13 protein-coding genes are annotated in these 13,854 nt (G+C 70.9%); 10 read left to right on the top strand and 3 right to left on the bottom strand.

From position 1 onward, the window contains the following. The first annotated feature begins 3 nt into the window (after window positions 1-3). A complete protein-coding gene (locus ACIQID_RS02700) occupies window positions 4-567 on the top strand; it encodes a GNAT family protein (RefSeq protein ID WP_312672499.1) in 564 nt (187 codons plus the stop codon). On the opposite strand, the gene ACIQID_RS02705 is transcribed toward ACIQID_RS02700, so the two are convergent. Beyond that, entirely contained in the window at window positions 542-970 is a 429-nt protein-coding gene (locus ACIQID_RS02705; protein WP_312672501.1) for a hotdog fold thioesterase, read from the bottom strand. The genes ACIQID_RS02700 and ACIQID_RS02705 overlap by 26 nt on opposite strands. 45 nt (window positions 971-1,015) lie before the next feature. On the opposite strand from ACIQID_RS02705, the gene polA reads away from it, so the two are divergent. Genes polA through ACIQID_RS02740 form a run of 7 tightly spaced genes read left to right on the top strand, consistent with a single transcriptional unit; the run spans window position 1,016 to window position 10,276 of the window. Next, window positions 1,016-3,649, top strand: coding sequence for a DNA polymerase I (polA, locus tag ACIQID_RS02710; RefSeq protein WP_400281775.1), 2,634 nt, complete (start codon window positions 1,016-1,018; stop codon window positions 3,647-3,649). A 39-nt stretch (window positions 3,650-3,688) separates the two neighbouring features. Beyond that, window positions 3,689-5,365 carry a DUF885 domain-containing protein gene (locus ACIQID_RS02715; protein WP_400281778.1) on the top strand — a complete coding sequence of 559 codons (1,677 nt, stop codon included), beginning with the start codon at window positions 3,689-3,691 and terminating at the stop codon, window positions 5,363-5,365. Between the two features lie 55 nt (window positions 5,366-5,420). Further along, entirely contained in the window at window positions 5,421-6,455 is a 1,035-nt protein-coding gene (locus tag ACIQID_RS02720) for an LLM class flavin-dependent oxidoreductase (protein ID WP_400281781.1), read from the top strand. 51 nt (window positions 6,456-6,506) lie between these two features. Further along, window positions 6,507-7,859, top strand: a complete 1,353-nt coding sequence (locus ACIQID_RS02725) for an MFS transporter (protein ID WP_331202856.1) — start codon at window positions 6,507-6,509, stop codon at window positions 7,857-7,859. A gap of 28 nt (window positions 7,860-7,887) precedes the next feature. Next, window positions 7,888-8,643: an SGNH/GDSL hydrolase family protein gene (locus tag ACIQID_RS02730; RefSeq protein WP_331202855.1), complete on the top strand. Its 756-nt coding sequence runs from the start codon at window positions 7,888-7,890 to the stop codon at window positions 8,641-8,643. Between the two features lie 19 nt (window positions 8,644-8,662). After that, window positions 8,663-9,409 carry a formylglycine-generating enzyme family protein gene (locus ACIQID_RS02735; protein ID WP_400281785.1) on the top strand — a complete coding sequence of 249 codons (747 nt, stop codon included), beginning with the start codon at window positions 8,663-8,665 and terminating at the stop codon, window positions 9,407-9,409. Window positions 9,410-9,463: 54 nt separating this feature from the next. Further along, entirely contained in the window at window positions 9,464-10,276 is an 813-nt protein-coding gene (locus tag ACIQID_RS02740) for an arginase family protein (protein ID WP_400281788.1), read from the top strand. A gap of 15 nt (window positions 10,277-10,291) precedes the next feature. Here the strand turns inward: ACIQID_RS02740 and ACIQID_RS02745 are convergent, their stop codons facing one another. Further along, window positions 10,292-11,473 (bottom strand): DUF4232 domain-containing protein, encoded by a 1,182-nt coding sequence (locus ACIQID_RS02745; protein WP_400281791.1) that lies wholly within the window; start codon window positions 11,471-11,473, stop codon window positions 10,292-10,294. A gap of 18 nt (window positions 11,474-11,491) precedes the next feature. Continuing rightward, a complete protein-coding gene (locus ACIQID_RS02750; RefSeq protein WP_312672516.1) occupies window positions 11,492-12,817 on the bottom strand; it encodes an MFS transporter in 1,326 nt (441 codons plus the stop codon). Window positions 12,818-12,871: 54 nt separating this feature from the next. On the opposite strand from ACIQID_RS02750, the gene ACIQID_RS02755 reads away from it, so the two are divergent. Together ACIQID_RS02755 and ACIQID_RS02760 are read left to right on the top strand one after the other, a co-directional pair. After that, the gene (locus tag ACIQID_RS02755) at window positions 12,872-13,291 is read left to right on the top strand and encodes a VOC family protein (RefSeq protein WP_400281795.1); all 420 of its coding nucleotides are present in this window, start codon (window positions 12,872-12,874) and stop codon (window positions 13,289-13,291) included. Beyond that, window positions 13,288-13,845 (top strand): GNAT family N-acetyltransferase, encoded by a 558-nt coding sequence (locus ACIQID_RS02760; protein ID WP_400281799.1) that lies wholly within the window; start codon window positions 13,288-13,290, stop codon window positions 13,843-13,845. Before ACIQID_RS02755 ends, ACIQID_RS02760 begins: the two co-directional genes overlap by 4 nt. Window positions 13,846-13,854: the final 9 nt, after the last annotated feature.

Raw genomic sequence — 13,854 nt, forward strand, 5'->3', positions numbered from 1 at the left:
CCGGTGCTCCGGCTCGACGCAGAACACGTTCTGCGGCCGGTCCGCGCCGGCGACGGGGCCGCGCTCGCGCGCGCGTACCGGGCCAACAGGGAGCATCTCGCCCCCTGGGAGCCGCTGCGCTCCGAGGCGTTCTTCACCGAGGAGTGGCAGGAGCAGAACGCACAGCAGTGCGTCGCCGAAGCGGCGCTCGGCCGGAGCTCCCGGTTCGTGATCCTCTCGGATGACGGCGAGATCCGCGGCCGGATGAACCTGAACACCATCGTGCGCGGCGCGTTCTGGAGCGCCGATCTCGGGTACTGGATCGATTCCACCCGACTGCGGCGCGGTCTCGCGGGGCGGGCGGTGGCCCTCATCGCGGAGCACGCGCGGGACGAGCTGCGGCTGCACCGCCTTCAGGCGTCGACGCTGCTGCACAACGTCGCCTCCCAGCGCGTCCTCACCGGCAACGGCTTCGAGCGCATCGGCATCGCCCCGAAGTACCTGCGGATCGCGGGGGAGTGGCAGGACCACATCCTCTTCCAGCTGCTGCTGGAAGAGCCGCTCAGCGCGCGGCGGGAGCGTCCTTGATCATGTTGGTGATGCGGATGGTCGAGCAGCGCCGGCCCTGATCGTCGGTCACGACGATCTCGTGCACCGTGATGCTCCGGCCCAGGTGCACGGGCGTGCAGACCCCGGTGACCACGCCCGAGGTGGCGGACCGGGTGTGCGTGGCGTTGATGTCGACGCCGACCGCCAGTCGGCCGGCTCCCGCATGCAGATTGGCCGCCATCGAGCCGAGCGATTCGCCGAGGACGACGTAGGCGCCGCCGTGCATGAGACCGACCGGCTGGGTGTTGCCCTCCACCGGCATCGTCGCCACGCACCGATCGACGCCGAACTCGACGAACTCCATGCCCATCTTCTCGGCCAGGGCTCCCATGCCGCGGGCGGCCGCCCACTCGAGTCCTTCGCTGGTGGCGACCTCGCTCATGCATCCTCCTCTGCGGGTGTCCGTGCTCCTCGTTAGGCTGACAGGGTGACGGACTCCGCAAAGCCTACCCTCATGGTCGTCGACGGCCACTCGCTCGCCTACCGGGCCTTCTTCGCCCTCCCGGTCGACAACTTCACCACCAAGGACAACCAGCACACGAACGCCATCTACGGGTTCCTGTCCATGCTGGTCAACCTGATCAAGGCCGAGCAGCCCACGCACCTCGCGATCGCGTTCGACACCTCCCGCCACTCGTTCCGCACCGACGAGTACCCGGAGTACAAGGCCACCCGATCCGAGACGCCGCAGGAGTTCAAGGGCCAGATCCCGCTGCTGCAGGACTGCCTCGCCGCCATGTCGATCCCGGTGCTGACGCAGGAGGGCATCGAGGCCGACGACATCCTGGCCACCCTCTCCACCCAGGGGGCGGCCCAGGGCTACGACGTGCTCGTGGTCTCCGGAGACCGCGATACCATCCAGCTCGTCACCGACGACGTCACGCTGCTGTACCCGTCCGTGCAGGGTGTCTCGCAGCTCAAGCGCTACGACCCGACGACGGTGCAGGAGCGCTACGGCGTCCGCCCCGAGCAGTACCCCGACATCGCCGCCCTCGTCGGCGAGACCAGCGACAACCTCCCCGGTGTGCCGAAGGTGGGGGAGAAGACGGCCGTCAAGTGGCTCACGCAGTTCGGCTCCCTCGACGAGCTGCTCGAGCGCGCCGGCGAGATCAAGGGTGTGGTCGGCGGCAACCTCCGCGACCACATCGACGACGTCCGCCGCAACCGCAAGCTCAACCGCCTGCTCACCGACGTGGAGCTGCCGGTCGCGCCGGCCGACCTCGCGGTCGCGCCGATCGACGCCGAGGCCGTCCGCGACATCTTCGCCCGGCTGGAGTTCCGCACGCTGCTGCCGCGGGTCTTCGAAGCCGTCGGTGCGGGCGAGGTGGCCGACGACCCGGCCTCCGTCGTTGAGATGCCCGCGCCGGCACAGGTGTCCGCCGCTGATCTGGCCACCTGGGCCGCGGCTCAGGACGGGGACATCGCTCTCCGGGTCGTGGTGCAGTCCGGGGCACCTGTGCGCGTCGGCGTCGCCACCGGGAGCGAGCTGCACGAGCTCGACTGGTCGGAGGAGGCGGCCGCGGCGCTGCGTCCGTGGCTGGAGTCCGACGCGCCCAAGGTGCTGCACGACGCCAAGCCGCAGGTGAAGGCGTTGCTCCGTCACGGCATCCGTCTGGGTGGGCTCGCCTACGACACGAGTCTCGCGGGCTGGCTGCTGCGCCCCAGCTTCCCGGACAAGACGCTGTCCGACCTCGTCCAGCGCTACCTGGGGGAGAAGCTCCCCGAGGCCGATCCGTCGCAGCTCGTGCCGGAGACCGAGGGCGCCACGCCGTCACAGGAGGCGTGGTTCATCCTCCGCGTGGCCGAGGCGCTGCGGAACGATCTGCCCGAGCCGGTGGATGCGGTGCTCCGCGACATCGAGCTGCCGACGCTCCGCACGCTCGCCGACATGGAGCTCGCGGGCGTCGCCGTGTCGCACGAGGTGCTGTCGACGTTCTCGGCGGAGCTCGCGACGCGGGCGGATGCCCTGGCCCAGGAGGCGTTCTCGGTCGTCGGTCGCGAGTTCAACCTCGGGTCGCCGAAGCAGCTCCAGGAGGTGCTGTTCGAAGACCTGCAGCTTCCGAAGACGCGCAAGACGAAGACCGGGTACTCGACCGATGCCGCGGTGCTCGCCGACCTCCAGGAGTCGCACCCGCACCCGTTCCTGAGCCTGCTGCTGCAGCACCGCGAGGCGACGAAGCTGCGGCAGATCATCGAGTCCCTCGACACCGCGATCCGCGAGGACCACCGGGTGCACACGACCTATGTGCAGACCGGCAGTCAGACCGGGCGCCTGTCCAGCACCGACCCGAACCTCCAGAACATCCCGGTCCGCACCGAGGAGTCGCGGCGCATCCGCAGCGCCTTCGAGGTCGGCGAGGGGTACGAGACCCTGCTCACCGCCGACTACTCGCAGATCGAGATGCGCATCATGGCGCACCTCTCGGGCGACGAGGGGCTGATCGAGGCCTTCAACAGCGGCGAAGACCTGCACCGCTTCGTCGGCGCCCGCGTGTTCGGCGTCGATCCCTCCGAGGTCACGCCGGCGATGCGCACCAAGGTCAAGGCGATGTCGTACGGCCTCGTCTACGGCCTCTCCGCGTTCGGGCTGTCCAAGCAGCTGCGCATCGAGCAGTCCGAGGCCAAGCAGCTCATGGTGGAGTACTTCGCACGGTTCGGCGCGGTCCGCGACTACCTGCGGGCCTCGGTGATGAAGGCCAAGGAGGTCGGCTACACCGAGACGATTTTCGGGCGTCGGCGGCCGTTCCCCGATCTCGCGAGCCCCAACCGTGTGCTGCGGGAGAACGCCGAGCGGGCGGCGCTGAACGCCCCGATCCAGGGGAGCGCGGCCGACATCATGAAGATCGCGCTGTTCCACATCCACGACGACCTCCACGCTGCGAAGCTGGAGTCGCGCGTGCTGCTGCAGATCCACGACGAACTCGTCGTCGAGGTCGCGGCCGGGGAGTGGGATGCGGTGGAGCAGATCGTCCGCACGCGGATGGGTGACGCCGCGCAGCTCTCCGTGCCGCTCGACGTGCAGGTGGGCCGCGGTCGGGACTGGAACGAAGCCGCGCATTGACCCCGGTGGCCGGAGGGGGCGGGGATTAGGCTGGAAGGTATGACTTCAGCACCCCGCACCCCCTCCGCCATCGACAGGGTCGCCGATGAATGGGTCGACACGATCGCCGTCCTGGCGCCGACTCTCGGCACCTACATCGGCCGCTCCGAGGTCAACGACCGGTTCGGCGATCTGAGCCCGGAAGGTCATGAGGAGATCGCCGCGGCGACGCGGGCCACGCTCGACAAGCTCTCGGCGCTGGAGCCCGTCGACGCGATCGACGAGGTCACCAAGACCGACCTCAGCGCCGAGCTGCGCCTCGACCTCGAGCTGCACGATGCGAAGTGGCACCTGCGCGATCTGAACGTCATCGCATCCGCCGCGCAGGAGGTCCGCTCCGCCTTCGACCTGATGCCCACCGCGACGGTCGAGGACTGGGAGGTCGTCTCCACCCGGCTCTCCGCCGTGCCCGCGGCGCTGCGCGGGTACATCGAGACGCTCCGTCTGGGCATCGCCGAGGGCGTCACCCCCGCCCGCCGCCAGGTCGCGGAGGTCGCCACCCAGATCGACCGCTACATCGCCGACGACGGGTTCTTCGCTGCCTTCGTCGCGCACGCCGACCCGGAGGAGGGCCAGCTTCCCGCCTCGCTCGCCCGCACGCTGGCGGACAACTCCGCGGCTGCCCGGGTCGCCTACGGCGAGCTGCGGCGCTTCCTGGCCGAGGAGCTCGCACCCGAGGCCGGTGAGACGGACGCCGTGGGGCGCGAACTGTACGCCCTCAACTCCCGCCGATTCCTCGGCGCCACCATCGACCTCGACGAGACCTACGAGTGGGGTCGCGAAGAACTCGCCCGCATGGTGGCCGAGCAGACGGCGATCGCGAACGAGATCCTCCCCGGCGCCTCCGTGGAGGAGGCCGTCGCGCACCTGGAATCCGACCCGGCGCGCAAGCTCGTCGGCACGGACGCGCTCCAGCGGTGGATGCAGGAGACCAGCGACCGCGCGGTCGCCGAGCTCGGCGCCTCGCACTTCGACATCCCCGAGGCCATCCGCACCCTGGAGTGCATGATCGCGCCGACGCAGGAGGGCGGGATCTACTACACCGGTCCCACCGACGACTTCTCCCGCCCCGGTCGCATGTGGTGGTCGGTCCCCGAGGGCGTCACCGAGTTCGACACGTGGCGCGAGCTCACCACCGTGTACCACGAGGGTGTGCCGGGGCATCACCTGCAGATCGCCCAGGCCGTCTACAACCGCGCCGAGCTCAACTCCTGGCGGCGGCTGCTCGCCGGCACGTCGGGGCACGCGGAGGGCTGGGCGCTGTATGCGGAGCGGCTGATGGAGCAGCTCGGTTACCTCGATGACCCGGCGGATCGCCTCGGCATGCTGGACGGGCAGCGGATGCGGGCGGCGCGCGTCGTGCTCGACATCGGCGTGCACCTCGGCAAGCCGCGCCTCGAGGGCGAGGGCATCTGGGACGCCGAGTACGCGCTCGACTTCCTCCGCCGCAACGTCAACATGTCGGACCAGTTCGTGCAGTTCGAGGTCAACCGGTACCTCGGCTGGCCGGGTCAGGCACCGTCGTACAAGGTCGGTCAGCGCATCTGGGAGCAGGTCCGCGACGCCGTCCAGCAGGCGGAGGGCGACGCGTTCAGCTTCAAGGGCTTCCACAAGCGCGCTCTCGATCTCGGCGGCGTCGGACTGGACACGCTGCGGAGCGCGCTGCTCCCTCGGTGAAGGGAATGCCGGCTCGAGTCCGCGCGTTCCATTCACCTGAATAGGAAGGTGTGACATGGACATCGAATTCGGGCTGGACACGTTCGGCGACATCACGCGGGATCAGGACGGCGAGCTGCTCAGCGGCGCGCAGACCATCCGGAACGTCGTCGCGCAGGCGGAGCTGGCCGACACCGTCGGCGTGGACTTCTTCGGCGTGGGGGAGCACCATCGGCGCGAGTTCGCGGTGTCCTCTCCGGAGATGGTGCTCGCGGCGATCGCCGCCCGTACCGAGCGGATCCGGCTGGGCACCGCCGTGACCGTGCTGTCCTCGGATGATCCGGTGCGCGTCTTCGAGCGCTTCTCGACCCTCGACGCCCTGTCCGGAGGCCGCGCAGAGGTCGTCCTCGGGCGCGGTTCGTTCATCGAGTCCTTCCCGCTGTTCGGCTACGACCTGCGCGACTACGACCGACTCTTCGAAGAGAAGCTCGAGCTGTTCGTCGAGCTCCTCAAGGAAGAGCCCGTGACGTGGTCCGGCTCGCTGCGGCCGTCTCTCGACAACGCGGACGTGTTCCCGAAGACCGAGAAGGGACTGCGCACGTGGGTCGGCGTCGGCGGCAGCCCCGAGTCGGTGGTCCGCGTCGCCCGCCACGGCCTCGGCCTCATGCTGGCGATCATCGGCGGGCCGGCCGGGCGATTCAAGCCGTTCGTCGACCTCTACCACCGCTCGGTCGCGTCCTTCGGCACGACCGCTCACCCGGTGGCCGTGCACTCGCCAGGGCACATCGCGCCCACCGACGCGGAGGCGTGGGACGAGGTCTACCCGGGCTTCGAGGCGATGCACAACACCATCGGTCGGGAGCGCGGCTGGCCGCCGTACAGCCGCGCGCGGTTCCAGAACGACATCGGTCCGGAGGGCTCCCTCTACGCCGGCTCGCCGGAGCGCGTGGCGGCGAAGATCGCCGACACGATCACGACCCTCGGGCTCGGCCGCTTCGACCTGAAGTACGCGACAGGCACCCTGTCGCACGAGTCGATGATGCGGAGCATCGAGCTGTACGGCACCGAGGTGATCCCTCGGGTGCGGAAGCTCCTCGCCGACCGCGACTGAGCGGGCGTCATCTCGCGGCTCGGTGGGACGGGCGGCCCTACGATGAGAATCATGGCCGATACCGCCCTGCCGAGCCGCACCTCGCTCGCCGAGCGCCTCGACGTCCTCCCGTTCACCCGCCGACACCTGCGCCTGCTCACCGGGTCCGGCGTGGGCTGGGCCCTGGACGCGATGGACGTGGGGCTCATCTCCTTCATCATCGCGGCGCTCACACAGCAGTGGGGCATCTCCAAGGGGGAGGCCGGCTGGATCGCCTCGCTCGGCTTCGTCGGCATGGCGGTCGGTGCGACCCTGGGCGGTCTTCTCGCCGACCGCTTCGGCCGCCGGCAGGTGTTCGCCCTCACCTTGCTCATCTACGGCGTGGCCACCGGAGCGAGTGCGCTGGTCGGATCAGTGGCGGCCCTGCTCGTGCTGCGGTTCTTCGTCGGCCTCGGGCTCGGCGCGGAGCTTCCGGTCGCCTCGACCTACGTGAGCGAGTTCGCACCCGCGCGCATCCGCGGGCGGCTGATCGTCATCCTCGAAGCGTTCTGGGCCGTCGGCTGGACGGCATCGGCCCTGATCGGATACTTCGTGATCCCCGCCTCCGAGGCAGGCTGGCGATGGGCCTTCGCGCTCGGCGCCATCCCCGCGGTCTACGCGCTCGTCGTGCGCTGGGGCCTGCCCGAGTCGCCGCGCTGGCTCGCGTCCCGCGGACGCATCGCGGAAGCCGATCGCATCGTGGCGGCCTTCGAGGCCGACGCGGGAGTCGAGTACACGCCACCCCTCCGGAAGGAACCGGCGTCGCGGGCCATCGCGAAGACGGCACGGGCCCGGCTCACGACCCTCTGGAATCCGGAGTTCCGCGTGCGGACGGCGTGCCTCTGGCTCGTGTGGCTCGGCGTCAACTTCGCCTACTACGGGGCCTTCATCTGGATCCCCAGCATCCTCGTCGACGCCGGATTCGACCTCGTCCGCTCGTTCGGGTTCACCCTCATCATCACGCTCGCGCAGCTCCCGGGCTACGCCGTGGCGGCCTGGCTCATCGAGGTGTGGGGACGACGCCTCACGCTGTCGGTCTTCCTGCTCGGCGCGACCGCCGCGGCCGTGGTCTTCGGCACCGCCACGACCGTGCCGATGATCATCGGCGCCGGTATGGCCCTGTCGTTCTTCACGCTCGGCGCGTGGGGCGCGCTGTACGCGGTGACGCCCGAGATCTACCCGACCTCGCTGCGCGGCACCGGGGCGGGCTGGGCCGCCGGGGTGGGGCGCATCGCCTCCATCGTGGCGCCCCTCGCCGTTCCCGTCCTCCTCGGCGTCGGTGGCGCCCCCCTGTTGTTCGTCGTGTTCGCGGCCTGCTTCCTCCTCGCGGCGGCCGCGGCGTGGGGTCTGGTCGACCGGAGCGGAGCGGCGCTGGACGACCGGTGACGTCCGGGACCGGGAATAGGCTGGGCGCGTGGCTGATGTACGTTTCGTCGCGATAGGCGACTCCTTCACCGAAGGCGTGGGCGATGTGCTCCCCGATGGGCGCGAGCGCGGCTGGGCCGACATCGCCGCGCAGGGATGGGCGGATGCCGCGGGCCACACCATCCAGTACGCGAACCTGGCGATCCGCGGGAAGCTGGCCTGGCCGATCGTCGAGGAGCAGCTCGAACCAGCGCTGGCCCTGCGTCCCACGCACCTGTCGTTCAACGGTGGCGGCAACGACATGCTGCGGCCGCGGACCGACGTGGAGCACATCGCCGATGCGTTCAGCCGGGTCCTGCGACGGTGCGACGAAGAGGGGGTGACGATGATCCTGCTCTCCGGCGCCAACCCCAGCGGGCAGCTGCCGATGGGCTCTCTCGTCCAGCGCCGGGGGGACCTGCTCTCCGAAGCGGTCCTGCGGCGCATCGAGGACCGCCCGGACGTCATCCGCGCCCTCAACTGGCCGGACACGGAGCTGTCGCAGCCCGCCTACTGGTCGGACGACCGGCTCCACATGAACGCGGCCGGGCACCATCGCGTCGCGGCCCGCGTGCTGCACGGGCTCGGCTTCGAGCCGCCGGCGGCCTGGTGGGCGCCGCTGGACCGCTGGGCCGCGGGGCCGGCGGGCCTGGCCTACTACCGGGAGTTCGTCGGGCCCTGGGTGCGTCGACGCGTGACGAGGACCTCGTCGGGAGACGGCCGGGCAGCGAAGTACCCGACCTGGGTCGAGCGGACTCCGGCGTGAGCGTCGTCGTGCGCCGCGCATGAGCGACATCGAACTCGTCCGTCTTCCCGCCGGGTCGGTCACGCTGCACGACGCCCGGCGCCGCACGCGCCGCACCGTCGAGCTCGAACCCTTCGCCCTCGGTGTCTTCCCGGTGACCGAAGAGCAGGTCACCGAGGTGCTGGGCACCCCGTCACGGCATCCTCGTCGCCCGGTCGCCGACGTGAGCTGGCTGCGGGCCATCCACTTCTGCAACGCCGCCTCGGAGTGGGAGGGTCTCGATCCCGTGTACCACTTCGAAGGTGAGGACGTGGCCTGGGACACCACGGCGGACGGCTACCGCCTTCCGACCGAGGCCGAGTGGGAGTACGCCTGCCGAGCCGGCTCCACCGGACCGCACTACGCCCCGCTTGCCGAGGCCGCCTGGACGGCGGCCGACGGCGTGGGAACGCCGCAAGACGTGGGCGGAAAGCTCCCGAATCTGCACGGGCTCTTCGACACGCTCGGGAACGTGTGGGAATGGTGCTGGGATCTCCTCGACCCCGCGCGGTACGACGACTACCGGGTCTTCCGCGGCGGGGGATTCGCCGATGACGCCTGGAGCGTGCGCGCCTCGGTCCGCCGCGGGGGAGCGCCGCGCATGCACCACGAGGACGTCGGCTTCCGCGTGGCTCGGGGTGCGTTCGACACCGAGGATGAGGCGCAGGGCTGGTCGGCCGCCGCGGATCGGGACCGCGCCTTCGTCGACGGCGGGGTGCCGTCGGGATGGACCCCGCGCCGGCGTTAGCGTGGGCGCGCGGCGGTTTTGGCCGTGGTCTGCGCCGGGTGGGAGACTGAACGGATGACCAGGCCCTTCGCGCTCATCCTCAACCAGGGTCGCGTCGCCGACCGCACGGACGGAGCCCTCGTGGGGGCGCGTCGTGTCGCCGACGCCCTGTCCTCGCTTCTGCGGCGGGAGCCCCTCGTCGTCGGCACCCCGGAGCCGGCCCGGCTCGACGACTGGTCGGTCGCGCTGCCCGAGGCGGCAGGCACGCTCGCGGGCCTCCGTGCCGCGGTGCAGGAGGCGATCGCGGGGGAGATGACGCCGCTCGTCGTGACGAACACGTGTGCGGCGAGCCTCGGAACGCTGCCGAGCGTCGCTGAGCACCATCCCGACGCGGTGGTGCTGTGGATCGATGCGCACGGGGACTTCAACACGCCGGACACCACCGACTCCGGCTACCTCGGCGGCATGGTCCTCGCCGCCGCCTGCGGGCTGTGGGACAGCGGCCACGGGGCCGGGATCGACCCGCGGCAGGTCATCGTCGTCGGCGGCCGCGACATCGACCCCGCCGAGGGAGAGCTCCTCGCCGGCGCGGGCGTGACCGTCCTCAACCCCGCGGAGAGCACGCCGGAGCGGCTCAGCGCTCTCATCGACGGGCGACCGGTGTGGATCCATGTCGACTGGGATGTGCTGGAGCCGGGCTACATCCCCGCGGCCTATCGCGTCGGCGACGGTCTGCTGCCGCACCAGGTGGCCGCGCTGTTCGCCGCGATCCCGGCCGCCGACGTCCGCGGCGTGGAGCTCGCCGAGTTCGAGGCGGGTGACGCGGAGGTGCCGGAGCGCGTCAGCGTCGAGTTGATCATGGAGACGGTCCAGCACCTGCTGCGCTGACGGCGCGGAGTGTCGTCACGGCGCGGCGGGTGCGGCCCCGAGGTGCCAGGCGGTGATCTCGACCTCGGAGCCCGACACGATGTCGAGCTCGACGGGCCACGAACCGCGGTCGTACCCGGGGAGCAGGGCGGCGTGCAGCGCACGCGCCACGAGGGCGCCGTCCGTCGCGTGGGCGTCCCATCCGATCACCGCGGTCGCCTCGCCCTGGGGTGGTACGGTGACGGGCGCGGAGCCGGGGTCGGTGGCCAGGAAGGACGAACCGGGCCGCACCTCGACGTCGAGCGCATGGCCGTTCTGGTCGGCGAAGGCGATGTCGGGATACCCCTCGACCACGCACGGCTCGTCGCTGACGTTCATCAGACGGATGCTCTGGGCACGGTGCCCCGTGGCCCCGTCGGCCGTTCCGAGCAGCAGGGTGGCCCGGTCGGGGGTGCAGGCGTCCGCGGAGAGCTGGGGTGTCGAGGCGCCCGGGGCCCGCTCCGGCACCGGATCGCCTACGGCCGCCGGATCGACGAAGGCTCCGGACTCGTCGGTGGTGCCCTGCAGCGCGGCGTTCTCCTCGACGATCTGGCGCTGCCACGCGGCATCGGCCAGGCTCCCGACGACGACGAGAGCGACCACGCTCGCGAGGGCGAGACCGAGGAGGCGCGGAGACCATCGCCGCGCAGGTTCCTCGCCGGCTCTGCGCGAGAAGGCCCAGGCGGGGATCCATCCCCAGGCGAGCCCCCAGTAGGCGGTGTCCGGCGCGGACTCGACGACCGCCGCGGTGAGACCGTGCAGGCCCGAGAGAGGGAGGAAGGACAGCACCCGCGTGACGTCGTCGCACAGCCCGACGGCCGTTGCGGCGAGGACGGCACCGAACCAGAGCACGAGGAACGCGGGAGCCCGGCCGGCACCCTGCGCACCGCGTCCCACGATCCAGACGACGCTGCACAGGACGGCGGCCGTCATCGCCAGTACGAGGACGCCCCACGCGCCGGGGAGAAGCCAGGCATGACTCTGCAGCGGACCGATACCCACGAAGCTCAGCAACCGCGTCAGCACGATGTCGGAACCGGTCAGTCGGGCGATGGCGCCGGAGACGATCCACAGTGCGCCGAGGAGCAGCCCGGCGAGCAGTCCTGCCGTCAACGGCGGCCTCATGCGTTCGTCTCGGGCGCTCGGGAGGGCGGCGGTCGACGGGGGAGCGGAGGCCATGCCTCATCCTATGGGCGCTCAGCGACGCCGCTCGGGATCCAGCCCCATGCGGATCCGCGTCCGCTTGCGTTCGATCAGGATGAACACGACTCCGAGGACCCAGAGCGGGATCAGGGTGAGGAACGCGATACGGAACGCGTCGAGCGTGTAGGTGTCCGGGGTGCCGGCGCCCTGGGCGTCGAGGAGGAGACCGATCACGAACACGGCGATCAGAGCCGCGATGAAGCCGCCCGCGTTCGTCACGCCGGTCGCCGTGCTGAGGCGGTGCACGGGATTGTGCGTGCGGGCGTGGTCGAAGGCGATCATCGACGCGGGGCCTCCGGTCGCCAGAGCGATCGCCAGGACCCAGAGCAGCCAGTCCGGGGCGGGGCCGGGGAGGGCGATGACCGCGATCCAGGCGGCCATCTGCACACCGACGGCGGGGAGGACGAGGGCGAGCGAGCGGTGGTTCGGCAGGCGGCGGGAGAGATCGCCGATGATCGGGCCGAGGATCATGCCCGCGACCACGTAGATCGAGATGATCCCCGCCGCGTGGGCGGTGGTCAGGCCCTCGCCGGCCGTGAGGAACGGCATGCCCCACAGCAGCACGAACACCGTGCCGGCGAACGGGGTGGTGAAGTGCGACCAGAACGCGAGCCGTGTGCCGGGATGCGCCCAGGCCGCCCGGATGCCGACGCCCGTGTCGATCGCCGACGTCACGACACGCACGACTCCGGTGTCCGTGTTCACCGACACGTCCGGACCGCTCTCGGCGGGGTTGTTGCGCACGATGAGCCACACGAGGATCGTGAAGAGCAGGCCGAGACCGGCGATGCTGCCGAACGTGATCGACCAGGTGGTGGCGTGCAGCAGGGCGGCGACCGGCACCAGCGCGATCAGCTGCCCGGCCTGCCCGATGATCCCGGTGAACTGGACCATGACGGGCCCGCGCTGCGCGGGGAACCACGTGGCCACCAGTCGCAGCACGGCGGGGAACACGGCGGCGTCGCCGGCTCCGAGGAGGACACGCGCGACGATCGCGATGCCGATGCTGGGGGAGAGGGCCATGGTGAGCTGTCCGGCCGCCATGAGCAGCATCCCCGCCGTGATGATCGGACGGGATCCGTAGCGATCGAGGAGGACTCCCACGGGGATCTGCATCCCCCCGTAGACGGCGAGCTGCACGACCGCGAAGAGCGCGAGCGTGGAGGCGTCCGCCTGGAACCGGTCGGCGGCCTCGACGCCGACGGCACCCAGAGACGTGCGGTTGGTGATGGCGAGCACGTAGGCCGCGACGCCGACGGACCAGATCGCCCAGGCCCGCCACCCCGGCGTGGAGACGGGGGAGTGGGAGACCTGAGGCACCCTTCCACGCTACTCCTGACAGGCGATGTCCGACGCCGTGGCTAGAGTGCCCGCATGACAGCCTCCTCGCAGCACCATGCCCTCGACTACGTCGAGCTCGTCGTCACCGACCTCGACGCGGCGAAACGCTTCTTCACCACCGCCTTCGGGTGGAGCTTCCAGGACTACGGGCCCGGCTATGCGAGCATCCTCTCGCCCCGCGGAGACGGGAGCGAGGTCGGCGGACTCCTGCTCGCGGACGCGCCGCGACCCGTCGGCGGTCCGCTCGTGCTGCTCTACTCCGACGATCTCGATGCGACGAGGGAGGCGATCCAGGATGCAGGCGGCCGGATCCTGCAGGAGCCGTATGCGTTCCCCGGTGGCCGGCGCCTTCACTTCGCCGACCCGAGCGGCAATGAGCTCGGCGTCTGGTCCTCCCAGGAGGCGCTGCAGATCACAGCGCGGGGGCGGATGAGTGCCAGACTGCGAGGATGAGTCACCTGCCCCGCATCCCGGAGATGGACACATCGCGCCTCCGCCTGCGCAGGCAGGCGATCGAGGACGCGCCCGTGTTCCGGCACCTGTGGACCGAACGCGACGAACGAGTCCCCGCGCACCGGCGGCTCGACCCGGATGGCCGCCCCGACCTGGACGACATCCGAGCGCATATCCGCGATGCCGAGGAGTCGTCGCTGCTCACGGTGGAACGCATCGACACCGGGGATCCGATCGGGTACTGCGGTCTCGTCTATGGCGGCGAGGGGGTGGGCACCGAACCGGAGCTCGCGTTCGAGTTGCTGCGCGCCGAGCACAACCGGGGGCATGCCACCGAAGCTGCCCAGGCCGTCCTGGCCTGGGCAGACGGGGCGGGCTTCGACCGCGTCTGGGCCGGCGTCTGGGAATGGAACCTCCCGTCCCGGCGGGTGCTCGAGAAGCTCGGCTTCGTCGAGTCCGGGCGGGAACGCCCGCCCTCCGTCCACGGTCGGAACATCCTGACCGTCAGGACGCACTCCGCGGGTGTGTACGACAGGCCCGGTGCGGGAGGATGAGCGCGGTCT

The sequence above is a fragment of the Microbacterium sp. NPDC091676 genome (genome assembly GCF_044756645.1).
In the GTDB taxonomy this organism is placed as follows: Bacteria; Actinomycetota; Actinomycetes; order Actinomycetales; family Microbacteriaceae; genus Microbacterium; species Microbacterium paraoxydans_D.

Bases quoted from the DNA above. Each gene is read 5' to 3' on its own strand.
- ACIQID_RS02705 (WP_312672501.1), bottom strand. From the start codon at position 970: ATGAGCGAGGTCGCCACCAGCGAAGGACTCGAGTGGGCGGCCGCCCGC.
- ACIQID_RS02715 (WP_400281778.1), top strand. From the start codon at position 3,689: ATGACTTCAGCACCCCGCACCCCCTCCGCCATCGACAGGGTCGCCGAT.
- ACIQID_RS02720 (WP_400281781.1), top strand. From the start codon at position 5,421: ATGGACATCGAATTCGGGCTGGACACGTTCGGCGACATCACGCGGGAT.
- ACIQID_RS02725 (WP_331202856.1), top strand. From the start codon at position 6,507: ATGGCCGATACCGCCCTGCCGAGCCGCACCTCGCTCGCCGAGCGCCTC.
- ACIQID_RS02735 (WP_400281785.1), top strand. From the start codon at position 8,663: ATGAGCGACATCGAACTCGTCCGTCTTCCCGCCGGGTCGGTCACGCTG.
- ACIQID_RS02740 (WP_400281788.1), top strand. From the start codon at position 9,464: ATGACCAGGCCCTTCGCGCTCATCCTCAACCAGGGTCGCGTCGCCGAC.
- ACIQID_RS02745 (WP_400281791.1), bottom strand. From the start codon at position 11,473: ATGGCCTCCGCTCCCCCGTCGACCGCCGCCCTCCCGAGCGCCCGAGAC.
- ACIQID_RS02755 (WP_400281795.1), top strand. From the start codon at position 12,872: ATGACAGCCTCCTCGCAGCACCATGCCCTCGACTACGTCGAGCTCGTC.
- ACIQID_RS02760 (WP_400281799.1), top strand. From the start codon at position 13,288: ATGAGTCACCTGCCCCGCATCCCGGAGATGGACACATCGCGCCTCCGC.